This window comes from Burkholderia cepacia ATCC 25416 (assembly GCF_001411495.1).
GTDB lineage: Bacteria > Pseudomonadota > Gammaproteobacteria > Burkholderiales > Burkholderiaceae > Burkholderia > Burkholderia cepacia.
In genome coordinates this window covers 2,559,528-2,576,644 of sequence record NZ_CP012982.1, presented here as the reverse complement: position 1 = coordinate 2,576,644, position 17,117 = coordinate 2,559,528, and the positions used below count along the sequence as shown (strand labels likewise).

Annotated in this window: 13 protein-coding genes and 1 pseudogene; 9 read left to right on the top strand and 5 right to left on the bottom strand. The window is 66.4% G+C overall.

Going from position 1 to position 17,117, the window contains the following annotated elements; translation table 11 throughout:
* Positions 1–28: 28 nt before the first annotated feature.
* Positions 29–619, bottom strand: a complete 591-nt coding sequence (locus APZ15_RS39990; protein WP_034195965.1) for a hypothetical protein — start codon at positions 617–619, stop codon at positions 29–31.
* Between the two features lie 111 nt (positions 620–730).
* Entirely contained in the window at positions 731–1,057 is a 327-nt protein-coding gene (locus APZ15_RS28715) for a hypothetical protein (RefSeq protein ID WP_027789515.1), read from the bottom strand.
* Between the two features lie 1,744 nt (positions 1,058–2,801).
* Between APZ15_RS28715 and APZ15_RS28710 the strand changes: the two genes are divergently transcribed.
* From APZ15_RS28710 to APZ15_RS28690, 5 genes are read left to right on the top strand one after another with little or no spacing between them, the layout of a single operon-like run.
* A complete protein-coding gene (locus APZ15_RS28710; RefSeq protein ID WP_027789516.1) occupies positions 2,802–3,155 on the top strand; it encodes a hypothetical protein in 354 nt (117 codons plus the stop codon).
* Positions 3,148–4,155 (top strand): UDP-glucuronic acid decarboxylase family protein, encoded by a 1,008-nt coding sequence (locus APZ15_RS28705; protein ID WP_027789517.1) that lies wholly within the window; start codon positions 3,148–3,150, stop codon positions 4,153–4,155. Before APZ15_RS28710 ends, APZ15_RS28705 begins: the two co-directional genes overlap by 8 nt.
* A complete protein-coding gene (galE, locus tag APZ15_RS28700; RefSeq protein WP_027789518.1) occupies positions 4,152–5,141 on the top strand; it encodes a UDP-glucose 4-epimerase GalE in 990 nt (329 codons plus the stop codon). Before APZ15_RS28705 ends, galE begins: the two co-directional genes overlap by 4 nt.
* Positions 5,142–5,176: 35 nt before the next feature.
* On the top strand, positions 5,177–6,592 hold the full coding sequence (locus APZ15_RS28695) for a UDP-glucose dehydrogenase family protein (protein WP_027789519.1): 1,416 nt from the start codon (positions 5,177–5,179) through the stop codon (positions 6,590–6,592).
* Positions 6,593–6,618: 26 nt separating this feature from the next.
* Positions 6,619–9,276, top strand: a complete 2,658-nt coding sequence (locus tag APZ15_RS28690; RefSeq protein WP_027789520.1) for a glycosyltransferase — start codon at positions 6,619–6,621, stop codon at positions 9,274–9,276.
* Between the two features lie 37 nt (positions 9,277–9,313).
* Here the strand turns inward: APZ15_RS28690 and APZ15_RS28685 are convergent, their stop codons facing one another.
* On the bottom strand, positions 9,314–10,237 hold the full coding sequence (locus APZ15_RS28685; protein WP_027789521.1) for an AraC family transcriptional regulator: 924 nt from the start codon (positions 10,235–10,237) through the stop codon (positions 9,314–9,316).
* A gap of 181 nt (positions 10,238–10,418) precedes the next feature.
* Between APZ15_RS28685 and APZ15_RS28680 the strand changes: the two genes are divergently transcribed.
* Together APZ15_RS28680 and APZ15_RS28675 are read left to right on the top strand one after the other, a co-directional pair.
* Positions 10,419–10,880, top strand: a complete 462-nt coding sequence (locus APZ15_RS28680) for a (2Fe-2S)-binding protein (RefSeq protein WP_021162969.1) — start codon at positions 10,419–10,421, stop codon at positions 10,878–10,880.
* A 2-nt stretch (positions 10,881–10,882) separates the two neighbouring features.
* Positions 10,883–13,093, top strand: a complete 2,211-nt coding sequence (locus tag APZ15_RS28675; protein ID WP_027789522.1) for a xanthine dehydrogenase family protein molybdopterin-binding subunit — start codon at positions 10,883–10,885, stop codon at positions 13,091–13,093.
* 221 nt (positions 13,094–13,314) lie between these two features.
* Here APZ15_RS28675 and APZ15_RS41305 read toward each other — a convergent pair whose 3' ends face one another.
* Positions 13,315–13,458, bottom strand: a complete 144-nt coding sequence (locus APZ15_RS41305) for a hypothetical protein (protein WP_226112757.1) — start codon at positions 13,456–13,458, stop codon at positions 13,315–13,317.
* A gap of 404 nt (positions 13,459–13,862) precedes the next feature.
* Between APZ15_RS41305 and APZ15_RS28670 the strand changes: the two genes are divergently transcribed.
* Together APZ15_RS28670 and APZ15_RS39975 are read left to right on the top strand one after the other, a co-directional pair.
* On the top strand, positions 13,863–14,261 hold the full coding sequence (locus APZ15_RS28670; RefSeq protein WP_027789523.1) for a winged helix-turn-helix domain-containing protein: 399 nt from the start codon (positions 13,863–13,865) through the stop codon (positions 14,259–14,261).
* Between the two features lie 516 nt (positions 14,262–14,777).
* Positions 14,778–14,960 (top strand): annotated as a pseudogene (locus APZ15_RS39975) (lytic transglycosylase); the annotation flags it as partial.
* A gap of 19 nt (positions 14,961–14,979) precedes the next feature.
* On the opposite strand, the gene asnB reads toward APZ15_RS39975, so the two are convergent.
* The gene (gene asnB / locus APZ15_RS28660) at positions 14,980–16,947 is read right to left on the bottom strand and encodes an asparagine synthase (glutamine-hydrolyzing) (protein ID WP_027789525.1); all 1,968 of its coding nucleotides are present in this window, start codon (positions 16,945–16,947) and stop codon (positions 14,980–14,982) included.
* Positions 16,948–17,117: the final 170 nt, after the last annotated feature.

Below are 17,117 nucleotides of genomic sequence, written 5' to 3'. Positions count from 1 at the left end.
CTGGGAAACTGGTCCCCCCCACACCTGACTAATGACTGCTTCCGGTCGCACTTGAACTGGCGTTGCTTCCGCCCGATGCGGACGGCGAGCCGGCCGAACCGGTACTCCACACGGTCGACGAGTTGTAGTGATTCGAACCCGTGATCGCGCCTGACCCAGCACTGCCGGTCAGCCCAGCGGCACCCGCGTTGGCATTGCCCTGGTCGTTCGCGCTGCTGGCCGTGTAGTGGTTTGCGCCCAGCACGATCGTGGCACTCACCCCTCCCGACAGCGCATTCGCGTTCTCGTTCGTTTTGCTGTTTCCACCGTACGAGCCTGCGGCACCGATACCGCCGCCTGCCGCGAACGCGCCCCCGTTCGTGCCCGAACCGCTGGCCGTCGAGGTCGTGTTGTGGAAGGCGGATGCCGTGCCGGCGGAACCAGCGGGTGTCACCGTACTGCCCGCGTTCGCGCCCGCCGTCGAAGTCGAATTGCTGGTATAGCTGCCAGAGCCGACCAAAACCGAACCGGAAACACCCGCCGCAACGGACTGTGTCTGGTTGGTCGTGGAGGAACCCGCTGCCAATGCAGCCGACGATATGACGGTGAGCGCTGTCGCGAAAATGACTTTGGCTTTCATAGCAATTCCTTGCTGTGAGTAAGTTCGGCGGTGGCGGAGCCGGGTCTACCCCCATCGAGCGGAACCCGGCATCCGTACCGCCAGCCAATGACGAACGCTACGCGTCGCGGCTTAATAGTGGTGAACCGTCCAGCCGATCGAGCCGGCATTCGCGCCGCTGGTGCCACCTGCCTGTGCGCCACCGAAGCCGAAACCGCTAACCGACGACGATTGCGTGTGGTTCGTGTACGAGACCGAACCGCTGCCCGGGCCACCGGCAAGTGCGCCGGCTGCACCGAGTGCAGAGCCGGAATCGGTCGCGGTGAAATGGCCGAAGCCGGCAACGCCTGCCATCGTCGAACCGCCGCTCGACGAGCTGCTGCTCGACACCGTGCCGCTACCTGCGAACGCTGCACCCGAAACCGCCAGAACTGCTGCTGCAATCAGAAGCTTCTTCATGGTCGACTCCAAAACGGCGTGGACGGAGTGAGTCAGGAAGATCGCACGCCATCAACCTTCCTGACTTGAGCAATCCTCGAAATTAAGGATCACTATCAAATTAAGAAATCATGCTGCCTTTTCAATTTCTGTTTTTTGCGAATTTGGCCAGACGAAGCTTAGTCTCGTGTTTTTTGGTTATCCAAATTTTTTTGGTAGGTGTTTTCTATTATTTTTATGAACATTGGATTTATTAAAAAAACACAATCGGCCTGACAAGCCGGAAAGATGCAGACACATTTCCGGCCCGCGATATTCGATACCCCGCCGGTCGGCGTGCCGGCACGCGGCACTCCATTCCGGAATCGAAAATTCGCGAATACATTAACCACCGCAAAATGCAGCGACGTTGAAAATACACCTTTTATTCAGGCGACAACGGGCCTGCATTGCAGCCAGGTGGCATGTCGTCTCCCTAAGCTGTCGACGAAAGGTCTTCCGGATAATCCGGCCGACGGGCGTTCGATCTAATCCGGCCGGCGCCGGCATGGGCCAGGCGCGATCGAAGCGGCCCTGCACGGCCGAAGACGAATCGGCATCACGCTGTCCGGCACGAACAGCCTGATCCATCCCGATGAACCGAATGAAAGTGAGTGTCGCTGTCGCCCGACTGCCGTGCGGCGCGACAACCGCGCCAGCACGCGAAGCGCGCGGCGGGCAAGAAACCGGGACAGCGCAACCCGCGATGCTGGCACAGCGTCGCGAGCGTCACCCCGGCCTTTCCGACTACCCCACTGATGCGCAAAGTACGCGCCGATCAACCTACAGCTTATGGTCTTCATCGCCGTTTCCCCGACTGCTTATTGACGAGTTGGCCGCCCCACCTGTTCGTTGCTTCGTGTCGACCGCCCGCCGGTGCGTCCAGTACCGCAAGCAGCGTGCCACTCGTTATTCCACCGGAGATTGCGTACGGCAAGCGGCCGCCACGGCAGCCCGCATCGCCAGGAACGACATTTTTTGTTTCAGGAATGTATCGCAATGGCGGTTTGACGCCCTCGGCGCTTGTCGAGCGCCGCGACGCAACTGCCGGATTTGACGGACGAATCCGGCTCGCTGCCGTGCGTCTGATGGTCAGATGAACGAGTGTTTCAAACTTGAGAAGCACATGGCCGCGCAAGGCCGGCGGCGCCGGCATTTCCGCTTGCGAACCGTGGGGCGACACGCATATGGCCCCCTCGCGTGCCATCACAAACGAGAATCGATTCGCCCGATACCGGCCCCGGAGAGCCCGGCGCAGCAACCTTGTGCATGCCGTCGACACGCATTTCTCCCGATCACCGAAACGAATATGATTCATTCGTGAAAATACCGACAGGATCACACGCCGCTCAAGCGTCGAAATAACCGTAAAAATGACAAATCCCGCACCGGTGTAATAATTAAAACAAATGAAAACATGCGACCTCATCCGGACGCCGCACAAAATTTTTCACTTTCATTCCTTCACCTTTCATTTGCCGAATCTTCCGATTGGCCACACGCTCGAGAAACGTTTTCAATCCTTTATCCGCTCATTTCTCATTGATGAAACATTCCCGCCCAACACCTTCTTGACGAATCGAATCCCGCAAAAGCCTGATTTATCTCGTGTTTCGTCGTATCGAATCGCATCGATCCGGCAATCGGCCTGCGGGCTTTTCTGGCCCCACGATTCACGCATGAAACAGAAGCGCGCATATCACGCTGCAATCTCGCCGCCGCGCCCGTGCGCATCGTGTCGACATCGTTCATGGCATGCCGATTGCCTGATATCCGACTCTCACCGAGCGGCACGCCGTGGCACAAGATCACGAACGGCGGCCTGCTCGTCAATCAGCGTATCGGGGAAAAGGCGATGAAGATCACCACCGATCGATCGACGCTCGCGTCGTTCAAGCATCAACGGGGTAGTCAGCGAAACCGGAGCGCCTGTCGCGGCGCTTCGTCGACATCCGCACATGCGAACCGGCGCTTGCCGAAGCGACACCCGTGCAGCGGGATGGAACGCGTGCGCGCCGCCGTCGAACTGATCGACGTGTGGTTCCCCGAGCTGAACGACGAAGGTGAAAGCCATGAATGACAGGGTCACGCTCGAGACGCGCGCCGGGCAGCGTGTCCTCGTCACCGGCGGCGCCGGCTTTCTCGGCAGCTATGTATGCGAGCGCCTGGTCATGGAAGGCGCATCCGTCACGTGCATCGACAGCCTGCTGACGGGACGCAAGCTCAACGTCGCCGATCTGAAGGCGTCCGGCCGCTTCGAGTTCGTGAAGGGCGACGTCTCGCTCGGCCTGCCGCAACTGCAGGTGAACGAGATCTGGAATCTCGCGTGCGCGGCATCGCCGCCCACCTACCAGATCGATCCCGTCCACACGATGATGACGAACGTGCTCGGCATGCACCACTGCCTCGCGCTCGCGCGCAAGACGGGCGCGCGCGTGTTCCAGGCGTCGACCAGCGAGATTTACGGCGACCCGGCCGTGCATCCGCAGACGGAAACCTATCGCGGCAACGTGAACACGATCGGCCCGCGCGCGTGCTACGACGAAGGCAAGCGCGCGGCCGAGGCGCTGTGCTACGACTACTACCGCATGCACGGCATCGACGTGCGCGTCGCGCGCATCTTCAACACCTACGGCCCGCGGATGTCGCCGCGCGACGGCCGCGTCGTGTCGAACTTCATCGTCGGCGCGCTCAACGGCGCGCCGCTCGAAATCTACGGCGACGGCATGCAGACACGCTCGTTCTGCTTCGCGACCGATCTCGTCGACGGCTTCTTCTGCCTGATGAGTGCCGAGCGCAACATCGGCACGCCGGTCAACATCGGCAACCCCGGCGAATTCACGATGCTCGAACTCGCGGAGAAAGTGCTCGCGATGACGGGCTCGAAATCGGAGATCCTGTTCCGGCCGCTGCCGATCGACGATCCGCACCAGCGCAGGCCCGACATCTCGATCGCGGCGGCCGAGCTCGGCTGGCGGCCGGCCGTCGATCTCGACGAAGGGCTGCGCCGGACTGTCGACTATTTCAGCCGGGAACTGTGGCTCGAGCCGGTGCTGCGCATGACCGGGGCCACGGCATGAAGGTGCTCGTGACAGGCGGAGCGGGCTATATCGGCAGCCATACCTGCAAGGCGCTCGCGGCAGCGGGACACGAGCCGGTCGCCTACGACAATCTGTCGACCGGCCATCGCGACGCCGTTCGGTGGGGGCCGCTCGTCGCGGCCGACATTCTCGATCGCGACGCGCTGTCGAAGGCGTTCGCCGCGCATCGGCCCGACGTCGTGATCCATTTCGCCGCGCTCGCCTACGTCGGCGAATCGGTGCTCGCGCCCGAGCGCTATTACACGGTCAACGTCACGGGCACCTGCACGCTGCTGAGCGCGATGCGCGCGGCCGGCGTCGGACGGATCGTGATGTCGTCGTCGTGCGCGACGTACGGCATTCCGGACGTGCTGCCGATCTCGGAACGCACGCCGCAGCGGCCTATCAATCCGTACGGCTTCACCAAGTACGCGATGGAACGGATGGCCGCCGATTTCGAGCGCGCGTACGGAACCAGGTGGGTCGCGCTGCGCTACTTCAACGCGGCAGGCGCGGACCCTGACGGCATGATCGGCGAATGCCACGAACCGGAAACGCACGCGCTGCCGCTCGCGATCCGCGCGGCACTCGGCACGGGCGACGCGTTCCAGGTGATGGGCACCGACTACCCGACGCCCGACGGCTCGGCGATTCGCGACTACGTGCACGTGAGCGACCTCGCCGACGCGCACCTGCAGGCGACCGCCTATCTGTGCGGCGGCGGCCACAGCGTCGCATTGAATCTCGGCACCGGCAAAGGGACGTCGGTGCTCGACGCGCTGCGCGCCGTCGAAGCCGTGACGGGCCGCCGCGTGCCGACGGTGACGGCCGCGCGCCGCCCGGGCGACCCGCCCGAGCTGTACGCCGACGCCACGAAAGCCGCGCTCGTGCTCGGCTGGCGGCCGCGTTTCACCGCGATCGAACCGATGGTCGAACACGCCGCGGCCTGGTTTCAGAAAGCACTGCAAGTCGAATCCGGCAAGTGAGCAAGTTTCCTTGAACGCCACCCAGGGGAATCACCATGAATGTGCGGATCGCCATCGTTGGCACCGGTTACGTCGGGCTGGTGAGCGGCGCGTGCTTTGCGGATCTCGGGCATGACGTCGTCTGCATCGACAACAATCGCGGCAAGATCGACGCGCTGAACGAAGGCCGCATCCCGATCTACGAACCGGGCCTCGACGCACTCGTCGCACGCAACGTCGAACGCGGCACGCTGCGCTTCAGCAGCGACCTCGCGGCGAGCGTGCGCGATCGCGACGCGGTATTCATCGCGGTCGGCACGCCGACGCTGCCGGGCACCGACCAGGCAGACCTGCAGTACGTCGAGGCAGCCGCGCGCGAGATCGCGTCGAACCTGACCGGTTTCGCGGTCGTCGTCACGAAGTCGACGGTGCCGGTCGGCACCAACCGGGTCGTCAAGCAGATCGTCGAACGCCACGCGCCGGCAGGCGTCGACGCGGCGATCGCATCGAATCCGGAATTCCTGCGCGAAGGCTCAGCGATCGACGATTTCATGCATCCGGACCGCGTCGTGTTCGGCGCCGAGCATCCGCGCGCGATCGAGATCATGAAGGCCATCTACGCGCCCCTCGAAGCGACGGGCCACCTCGTGCTCGCGACCGAGATCGAAACGGCCGAACTCGTGAAATACGCGGCGAATGCGTTCCTCGCGGTGAAGATCAGCTACATCAACGAGATCTCGGACCTGTGCGAAGCGGTCGGCGCCGATGTCGAACTGGTCGCGAACGGAATGGGCCTCGACCGCCGCATCGGCGCATCGTTCCTGAAAGCCGGCCCCGGCTGGGGCGGCTCGTGCTTTCCGAAGGACACGCGCGCGCTGAAGGCGACGGCGTCCGAACACGCGGTACCGCTGCGCATCGTCAGCGCGGCGATCGAATCGAACGCGCTGCGCAAGGAGCAGATCCTGCGCCGCATCGAGAAGGCGTGCGGCGGCTCGATCAAGGACAAGCGCATCGCGGTGCTCGGCCTCACGTTCAAAGGTCAGACCGACGACGTGCGCGAAAGCCCGAGCATCGACGTGATCCAGCTGCTCGTCGGCGCGGGCGCGCATATCCGCGCGTACGACCCGGCGCGTCCGCACGAAGCGTCGCGGCTGCTGCCGCAGGTATTCATGGAGGGTTCCGCGATCGACGCGGTACGCAGCGCGGACGCCGTCGTCGTGATGACCGAATGGAAGGCGTTCGAGGCACTCGATCTCGCCGACCTCGCGGATCACATGGCCGACCCCGTGATGCTCGACATGCGCAACCTGTTCAGCGAACGGCTGGCCGTCGACAGCGGCTTTCGCCGCTACGAACGCGTGGGCCGCTCGTGCGGCGAGCGCACGCCGGCGGCCCCGGCACCGGAACCGGAACCGGAACAACAGCACGCCAGCGAGGACACCCGGCCGCAACGCGGCCTGCTTCAAGACTGATGATCCGACCTTGACGGGAGAGCACCATGAAGAAGCTGGTTGCGTCGCTTGCGGGCGGCTCCGTGCCGGATACCGCCGATACCGCCGAACCCGACACCGAAGCCGTTCGCACCGAATCGCAGCAGGCAGACGTCCCGCTCGTCGTCCCGTTGATGGACAGCGGGACCAGAATCGTCTTCCACATCCTCGCGCTGTGCTGGTTCGTCGCGCTGGGCATCTTCTGGCGCTGGTGGCTGCGCGACGAGCACTACGTCGACGCATTCCGCTTCGGCGTCAACTGCTTCGTGCTGTTCTGGACCACCTTCATTCCCGGCTACTTCATCTTCATCATCCGCTCGGCGGTCGTGCCGAACCCCGCGCTGCCGGTGCCGCGCGACTGGCGCGTCGCGATGGTCGTCACCAAGGCGCCGTCGGAGCCGTTCGACATCGTCCGCACGACGCTGCTCGCGATGCTCGACCAGACCTACCCGCACGATACGTGGCTCGCCGATGAAGACCCGTCGCCCGAGACGCTCGACTGGTGCCGCGAGCACGGCGTATTCGTGTCGACGCGGCGCGGCATCGCCGCGTACCACCGCGCGAGCTGGCCGCGCCGCACCAGATGCAAGGAAGGCAATCTCGCGTACTTCTACGACATGGTCGGCTACGACAACTACGATTTCGTGTCGCAGCTCGACGCCGACCACGTGCCGACCCGCACCTATCTCGAGGAGATGCTGCGGCCGTTCGTCGATCCGAAAGTGGGCTACGTGTCGGCACCGAGCATCTGCGACAGCAACGCGGCCGGGAGCTGGAGCGCGCGCGGGCGCGTGAACGTGGAGGGGCCGCTGCACGGCACGATGCAGGCCGGTTATGCGGGCGGCCTCGCGCCGCTGTGCATCGGCTCGCACTATGCGGTGCGCTGCCGTGCGCTGCGCGAGATCGGCGGGCTCGGGCCCGAGCTCGCCGAGGATCACTCGACCACGATGATCTTCAATTCGAAGGGCTGGCGCGGCATGCACGCGCTGAACGCGATCGCGAACGGCGAAGGGCCGCGCACGTTCGGCGACCTCGCCACGCAGGAGTTCCAGTGGTCCAAGAGCGTGATGATCATCATGCTGCGCTACACGCGCCATTACTTCATGGGGCTGCCGCTGAAGCTGAAGGCGCAGTTCCTGTTCTGCCAGCTGTGGTACCCGCTGTGCGCGCTCGCGATGGCCGGCGGCGTCGTGATTCCGGTCGTCGCGCTGCTCACCGGCCGCGTGTGGGCGCACGTCGACTACCTCACGTACCTCACCTACGCGCTGCCGCTGGCCGTGCTGCTCCTGTGCGTCGTGACGTGGGCCACGCATTCGACCCAGTCGTGCCGCCCGCTGAATACGAAGCTGCTGTCGTGGGAAGGGCTGTCGTTCGTGTTCGCGCGCTGGCCGTGGGTCGTGCTCGGCTGCGCGTCGGCGGTGTTCGACTTCGTGCGCGGCAAGGAATTTCCGTTCAAGGTCACGCCGAAGGGCGGCACGATCGAACAGGACGCGCCGCTGCGCGTGGTCGCGCCGTACCTGCTGATCTCGCTGTTCTGCAGCCTGCCCGTCGTCACGGTCGAGAACCCGCGCAATGCCGCGGGCTTCTATCTGTTCTCGACGCTGACGAGCATCCTGTATCTCGTGATCGCGGCCGTCGTCGCGGTGAATCACGGCAGGGAGCAAGGGCTCGAATGGTCGGCGTTCCGGCAGATGTTCTTCAGCCGCCTGCCCGTGCGCAACGCGCTGTTCGTGTTCGCGCTCGCGATGCTGCTCGCGGGCATCGGGCTGCGCGCGCCGAAAGGCTGGCAGGCGATGATGTGGCGCTCGGGCCTGCCGGCCGTGGTCGCGCCCGCGCCGGGCGAACCGGTGAAGCAGCCCGAACTCGGCGCATACGATCCCGACAACACGCTCGCGGCCGACCGGAATCTCGCGTTCGACCATGTGTTCGTGTCGTGGAATGCGCCCGACATCCGCGCGGAAATCGACGCTGCCTACCGGAACGCGCAGGCACGGAACCGCTCGCTGATGCTGACCGTCGAGCCCTGGGAGGCGGGCGACACGCGCCCAGGCGCGCTGCTCGCGGATATCGCGCTCGGGCGCTACGACACGCGGATCGCGGCCACCTGCTCGGCGCTCGCCGCGTTGAAGGGCCCCGTGTTCGTGCGCTGGGGCCACGAGATGGAGGCCGACACCGGGCGCTATCCGTGGGCCATCGGCGATGCGCCGGCCTACGTGGAGGCGTACCGGCGCGTCGTGACCACGTGCCGCACGATGACCGACCAGCTCCGCTACGTGTGGTCGCCGGCCGGCAACCGGAACCTCGACGACTATTTTCCGGGCCGCGGTTATGTGGACGCCGTCGGCCTGTCCGTGTTCGACTGCCCGCGCTGCGCGATCTGGCCGGCCGGCGGCCATGCGTCCGCCGCGAGCATCCTGCGGACCAAATACGAGCGGGTGACCGATTACGGGCTGCCGGTGATGATCACGGAGCTCGGCGTCGACGGGTCCGGTTCGCGCAAGCGCGAGGCACTCGACGAACTCCAGCGGTCGCTGTGGCGCTATCCGCTGCTGAAGGCGGTCGTGTATTTCAACGCGGTCGATACGCCGGGCGCGTGGCCGGCGCATTACGTGCCGGACTGGCGGATCGCGCCGACGTTCCTGCAGACGACGGTGGTCGCCCGATGAAATGACCGGCGACCGGCCGCGCGCCGGCTGCCGGCCGTCAGCCGAGCAGTTCCTTCTTCCGCAGCTGCACGACGTCGCGCATCGGCGGCGCGCCGAACAGCCGGCTGTATTCGCGGCTGAACTGCGACGCGCTTTCGTAGCCGACGACGGCCGCCACCGACCCGACATCGCCGCCCTGCCGCAGCAACAGCCGCCGCGCCTCGTGCAGCCGCAGCTGCTTCTGGTACTGAAGCGGGCTCAGCGTCGTCACGTGCTTGAAATGGTGGTGCAGCGACGACACGCTCATGTTGACTGCCTGCGCGAGCGACTCGACGCGCATCGGCTCCGCGAAGTGATCGCGGAGCCATTCGATCGCGCGCGCGATCCGGTGCGTCTGGCTGCCCGCGATCGCCATGTGCCGCAGCCGCGTGCCCTGCCCGCTCGTCATCAGCCGGTACAGCAGTTCCTTTTCGATCAGCGGCGCGACGACCGGAATGTCGGCCGGCGTATCGAGCAGCCGCGTCAGGCGCAGCGCGGCGTCGAGCAGCGGCGGCGTGAGCTCGGCGAGCGCGATCCCCTCGCCTTCGGGGCCCGCGTCGGGTTCGGGCAGCCGCATCTCGGCCGCGAGCTCGACGATGCGCTGCGGATCGAGCGTCAGCGACAGGCACAGGTAGGGCGCTTCCGGCGACGCGTGCGTCACGCGCGACAGGATCGGCAAGTCGATCGATGTAATCAGGCAATTCTGCGTGTCGTACTCGTAGGCCTGGCCGGCGACGATCACGCGCTTCGCGCCCTGCGCGGCGATCACGAGCGCGGCCCGCGACACGCCGCAGCCGAGATCGACCGGACGCGAGTGCCGGTGCAGCATCAGGCCCGGCACGGCCGTCGAATGCGAGCCGTCCGCCGGCGCGAAACGGCCGATCAGCGTCGCCAGCTCGCGCCGCCCGGATTCGCGCGACGTCACGATATCGGTCATGTCCATGACACTTCCTCGATAGATTTCCTCATGTCGCGGGAGCATAGCGAAACCGCCCGGAGCCTGCCGGGGATTTGCAGGATTGTTCAATAAATTTGCAGGATTGGGTAGACGCAAAAGCCGGTGCCTCGCGCACACTGCCCGCTAACCGGGCGCATGCCGGGTTTTCCCCACGGAGACAATCAAAATGCCTACCTCCTTTGTCCTGAACGGCAAGAACGTCACGCTCGACGCCGATCCGTCGATGCCCGTCCTCTGGGCGATTCGCGAACACGCGGGACTGACCGGCACGAAGTTCGGCTGCGGCATGGCGCAGTGCGGCGCGTGCACCGTGCATCTCGAAGGCCAGGCCGTCCGCTCGTGCGTGCTGCCGCTCGCCGGCATCGCGGGCAAGCACATCACGACGATCGAAGGACTGCAGAGCAAGCCCGCGCAGGCCGTGCAGGCCGCCTGGGTCAAGCTGCAGGTGCCGCAGTGCGGCTACTGCCAGTCCGGCCAGATCATGTCGGCCACCGCGCTGCTCGAACAGAACCCGAAGCCGACCGACGCGGACATCGACGCCGCGATGAACGGCAACCTGTGCCGCTGTGCGACCTACGCCCGCATCCGGGCGGCGATCCACGACGCGGCCGCGACGCTGGGAGCCTGACCATGACGATCGAACTCGACAACACTGGATCGGTGCGCCCGTCGCGCCGCACGTTCCTGAAGGCCGCGGGTGCCGCGGCCGCCGTCAGCCTGACCATCGGCTTCGAATGGGCCGGCCTCGGCCGCCGCGCGCTGGCCGCGACCGCGCCCGCCGCGGACTTCGCGCCGAATGCGTTCCTGCGCATCACGCCCGACGGCGCCGTCACGGTCATCGCGAAGCACGTCGAAATGGGCCAGGGTGCGTATACGGGCATCGCGACGATCGTCGCCGAGGAGCTCGACGCCGACTGGTCGACCGTGCGCGTCGAAAGCGCGCCGGCCGATGCGAAACGCTACGCGAACCTCGCGTTCGGCACGATGCAGGGCACGGGCGGCAGCTCGGCGATGGCGAACTCGTGGCAGCAACTGCGCGAAGCGGGCGGCAAGGCCCGCGCGATGCTGGTGTCGGCCGCGGCGGCCCGCTGGAAGGTTCCGGCCGGCGAGCTGACGACCGCCAACGGCATCGTCTCGCACGCGAAGAGCGGCAAGAAGGCCGCGTACGGCACGCTCGTCGCCGATGCGTCGAAGCTGCCGGTGCCGGACAAGGTCGCGCTGAAGCAGCCGGCCGATTTCAAGCTGATCGGCCAGAGGATTCCGCGCGTGGACGCGTCGCCGAAATCGAACGGCACCGCGCATTTCACGCTCGACACGACCTTCCCCGGCATGCGGGTCGCGCTGCTGCAGCGCCCGCCGCGCTTCGGCGCCACGGTGAAATCGTTCGACGCGACGGCCGCCAAGGCCGTGCCGGGTGTCGTGTCGGTCGTGCAGGTGCCGGGCGGCGTCGCGGTCGTCGGAACCGGCTTCTGGGCCGCGAAACAGGGTCGCGACGCGCTGAAGGTCGAATGGGACGAAGCGCACGCCGAAAAGCGCAGCTCGGACGAGATCATGCGCGAATACCGGCAGCTCGCCGACAAGCCGGGCACGTCGGCCCGCAAGGACGGCGACGCCGATGCGGCGATCGCGGGCGCCGCGCGCAAGATCGGCGCGACGTACGAATTCCCGTATCTCGCGCACGCGCCGATGGAGCCGCTCGACGCGGTCGTCAAGCTGACGGCGGACAGCTGCGAAATCTGGGCCGGCGACCAGTTCCAGACGGTCGACCAGGCCAACGCGGCCAGGACGGCCGGCCTGAAGCCCGAACAGGTGCAGATCCACACGCTGTACGCGGGCGGCAGCTTCGGCCGGCGCGCGAACGCGTGGTCCGACTACGTGGTCGAGGCCGTGTCGATCGCGAAGGCGCTCGGCGCTGACGGCAAGCCCGTCAAGCTGCAATGGACACGCGAGGACGACATCCAGGGCGGCTTCTACCGGCCGATGTACTTCCACAAGCTCGACGCGGGACTGACCGCGGACGGCAAGCTGGTCGGCTGGCGCCACCGGATCGTCGGCCAGTCGATTCTCGCCGGCACGCCGTTCGAAGCGTTCATGGTCAAGAACGGCATCGACGCCACCTCGGTCGAGGGCGCGGCGAACCTGCCGTACGCGGTGCCGAACGTGTCGGTCGAACTCACCACCACCAAGGTGGGCCTGCCCGTGCTGTGGTGGCGCGTGGTCGGCAGCTCGCACACCGCGTACGCCGTCGAGGCGTTCATCGACGAAGCCGCGCACACGGCGGGCAAGGATCCGTACGCATTCCGCCGCGACCTGCTCGCGAAGGAGCCTCGCATGCGCGCGGTGCTGGACCTGGCCGCGCAGAAGGCCGGCTGGGATCCGGCCAAGCCGCTGCCGAAGGGCCGCGGGCGCGGGATCGCCGTCGCCGAGGCGTTCAAGAGCTATGTCGCGCAGGTGGCCGAGGTGTCGGTCGACGCGGACGGCAAGGTGAAGGTCGAGCGCGTGGTGTGCGCGGTCGATTGCGGGATCGCGATCAATCCCGACATCGTCGCCGCGCAGATGGAGGGCGGCATCGGCTTCGGGCTCGGCGCGGTGATGCACAGCGCGATCACGCTGAAGGACGGCCAGGTCGAACAGCGCAACTTCGACGGCTACCACGTGCTGCGCATCGCGGAGATGCCGAAGGTCGAGGTGCATATCGTGCCGTCGGCCGAAGCGCCGACCGGGGTCGGTGAGCCGGGCGTCGCGCCGGTCGGGCCCGCGGTCGCGAACGCGATCTTCGCGGCAACGGGCAAGCGGCATTACGTGCTGCCGTTCGATTCGGCGGATAGCGCGAAGGCTTGACGGCGGGGCGACACGCCGGCCGCGGGGCGGAGACGCCCTGCGGCCGGCGTTTTTAATGCATCGCGGGAATGTCGTGCTGGTTCGAGCCGACGCCGCCCGACCTCGCGCGGCCCGTCGGCCCTCTTACTCCTGCTCGACTTCCGGCCAAAGCCTCGGAAACAGAAACCGGAGGCTGCTCAGCGGCAATCCGAACGAAAGTTCACCGCGATGCGAAGGCGAAGTCAGCAGAGCGCAGTCGCCAGCGGGGTATCGCGTACGGCAAGCAACCGCTGCGACGAATCGACAAGTTCGGCGGCCTGCTCAAGCAGCGGATCGTGTACGCGATCTTCGGGAAACAACGGCTCAAAGGTGGCGACGGTCGTCATGCTTCCGTGCAGGGTTTCATGTAGGGTTCGATGTCGGCAAGTGTGGCCACTTATGTCACTGATTTATATGGATTTCCCATCGAACCATGTAGGGTTCGATGTCGTGTTCCCATCCCCTGCTGCCGATCCGATCACGCGCATGTTGCCCCTGCGGCTCCCCCCGCGTTACGTCAGACGTAACGCCCGTAACGTCAGCCGCCGATGCTACGTAACAATCCTTCACCTTTGCTCGGACCCTTTCCCTACCCGCGGCACGCCACTCCTTGAAAATTCTTTTAAATTCAAGGCCACAGCGCCGTCCGCTCGGGTGCCGCCCCCTGTCGTGACGTGACGATCCCTTCCCTGGCCCGGAAGTTGCAGCACAGGACCCGCAAACACTCCTTTATGGACATGCGAGGGCCACCATGGATTGCAAATACCTGTACATCGACAACATAAAAATCAACTTCGTGCGCCGCACGATCGAAATCGACAACAAGATCGTCGACGTCACGCCGCGTGAATTCGACGTCGTCGAATTCCTGCTCGACAACATGAACAAGATCGTGCCGCGGCAGGCAATCCAGGAAGCCGTGTGGGGCCGTGAACTCGGCGTGTCGTCGCGCACGCTCGACACCCATATCTCGCGTATCCGCTCGAAGCTGCAACTCGATCACGACAAGAACCTGCGGATCATTCCGATCTATGCGGTCGGCTATCGCCTGGTGCTGTTCGGTGCGGCGATGACGCACGTCGAGCGCCACGAAGCCGCGCCGATCCTGCGCGCGGCACCGCAAGCCGTGATGGCCGCCGACTACGCCTGACGATTTACCCGCGCGCCGCATGCATGCGGCTCGCCTGCGAGCTCCCCCCACCGCGCTGCGCCGATCCGCAGCGCTTCGCGGCACGCCCGTCGGGCGCGGCCCGCACGCCGCCCGGCCCGCCAGCCAGTCGCGACCCGACCGCCGCCTCAGGGCGGCGGTCGCTTTTGGACGCCGGCGGCCGCACGACACCGCGCTTCGTCACGCTTCGTCGCGTCCACTCGGGCCGCCGCCGATGCCCGCGACTACGGAATCCGGCGTGACACACGACCATCGCCGTCCCTACAATCGACCAGGTAGCCGCGCGCCCTCCGCGCCGCCGGCCCCGGAACGAACGGAACGATCATGAAGATGCGCGATTCGCGAACCGCCGTCGCCCGCCTTTGCGCGTTGGCCGCGCTGGTCGCACTCGTGTGCACCGCGCCGCCCGTTGCGCACGCGGCGAACGACACCACGCTTCACGTCGCGTCGATGACGCCGGGCGATCCGAATGACGGCAGCGCCGGTCGCGACACGCGGCCCGCACGCCAGCGACGGATGGATGCCGCTGCGACCACCCCGCCCGATCGCGTGCGCCGGCAAGCTTCGCCGGCGGCCTCCGCCGATCCGCCTTCGTGCCATGCGCGGCCCGTGATGACGATGTGTCGCGGCCTGCACTCGAACGACGCGAAGCGGCGCTGCATGCGCTGCCTCGATCAGTAACGACGCGCCGCGCGCCGCCTCATGCGGCGCGTTGCGCCTCCAGCCACGCCTGGAACATCAGCACCGTCCACAGCTGGTGCTGCCAGTTCATCCGGCCGGTCACGTGCTGCCGCCACAGACGTTCGACCGCGTCCGCATCGAAATAGCCTTCCTCGCGCAACCGCGACGGCCGCAGCAGCGCCTCGGCCCAGTCGCGCAGCGCGCCGCGCAGCCAGTGATCGACGGGCGCGCAGAAGCCCTGCTTCGGCCGGTCGATCAGCGCGGACGGCACGTAGCGGTCGAGCAGCCGGCGCAGCAGCGCCTTCGATTGCCCTTCCGGCAAGCGCACGTGCGCCGGCACGCGCCACGCGAATTCGACGACGTGATGGTCGAGGAACGGCATGCGCGTTTCGAGGCTCACCGCCATCGCCGCGCGATCGACTTTCGCGAGGATGTCGGTCGGCAGGTACGTGAGCGTGTCGATCGCCATCGCCTGCTCGGCGAAGCTCAGGTGCGCGGGCCATGCGGATACGGTGTCGAGCGGCGTCGCCGGCTCCTGCCCCGACAGCGCGAGGCGCTCGGGATGATGCACCGACGACATCAGCAGCCGGTACAGCCCGATGCGGCTCTCGGCGGTCATCACATGGCCGAGCTTGTGCAGGCGATCGCCGATGCGCGCCGCCGATTCACGTGCATCCACGCCGCCCCACGCCCCCTGCGCGACGGCCGCAAGCTGATCCGCGTGATCGGGCCGCAACGCATGCAGCGCGGCGGCGATCCGCGCGCGCACGGCGCCCGGCACGCGATGCAGCTTGCGCCACAGGCGCGGCGTCAGGAAGTAGCGCGTGTAGCCGCCGAACAGCTCGTCGCCGCCGTCGCCGGACAGGCTCACCTTCACGTGCCGGCGCGTCAGCTCCGACACGAGAAAGGTCGGGATCTGCGATGCATCGGAAAACGGCTCGTCGTAGATCGACGGCAGCTTCGGCACGACGCCGAGCGCATGGTCGGCCGTGACGTAGAGCTCGGTATGGCGCGTGCCGAGATGGCGCGCGACGGCCTTCGCATAACCGGCCTCGTCGTAGCCGGCCTCATGGAAGCCGATCGTGAACGTATCGACCGGTGTCGACGATTGCGCCTGCATCAGCGCGACGATCGTCGATGAATCGATGCCGCCGGACAGGAACGCACCGAGCGGCACGTCGGCTTCCATCTGCCGCGCGACGGCCTGGCGCAGGACCACGTCGAGCTGGCCCACCGCGTCGTCGGCACTGCCCTCGAACGGCTCCGCGCGACCGTCCTCGATCACCTGTTCGAGCGTCCAGTACGCACGCAGGCGCGGCGTGTCGCGCGCATGCTCGAACTGGATATACGTGCCGGGCGGCAGCTTGTGGATGCCGCGATAGATCGTATGCGGCGCGGGCACGCTCGACTGGCGCAGGTACAGGCACAGCGCATCGCGATCGATCGCGCCGTCGAAGCCCGGATAGCCGCGCAGCGCCTTCAGTTCGGACGCGAACACGAGCGCGTCGCCGATCCGGCCGTAATAGAGCGGTTTTTCGCCGATCCGGTCACGCGCGAGCGTCAGCACCCGCGATGCCCGATTCCACAGCGCGAACGCAAACATGCCGGTCGCGCGCCGCAGCGTCGCGTCGACACCCCACGCGACGATCGCCGCGATCAGCACCTCGCTGTCGGAGTGGCCGCGCCACGCCGGTGCGCGCCCCGCGCGCTCGAGCTCCGCGCGCAGTTCGCGATGGTTGTAGATTTCGCCGTTGAAGACCATGACGTAGCGACCGCACGCGGATGCCATCGGCTGTCGGCCGTGTACCGACAGGTCGACGATCGCGAGCCGCCGGTGGCCGAGCGCGATGCCGGCCTCCGGGTCGACCCAGATCCCCTGCCCGTCCGGCCCGCGATGCGCAAGGCTCGCCGTCATGCGCGCGAGCGTGCCGCGCGCTGTCTCCTCATCGCAGGCGACGCTATTCAGAAAGCCGTCGATTCCGCACATTGATTTGTCTGCCCCTGTTGACCAGTTCCGTCACGCACGGCGCAACCTCGCGGCCCGCCATCCGGCGTGACGACCGGGCCATATTACGAAGAAATAAATCAGCAATAATTCATAGGTGAACTCGCCAATCACTCGAAAAAACCGCTGTCAAGTATCGTGTGCGCGGCGCG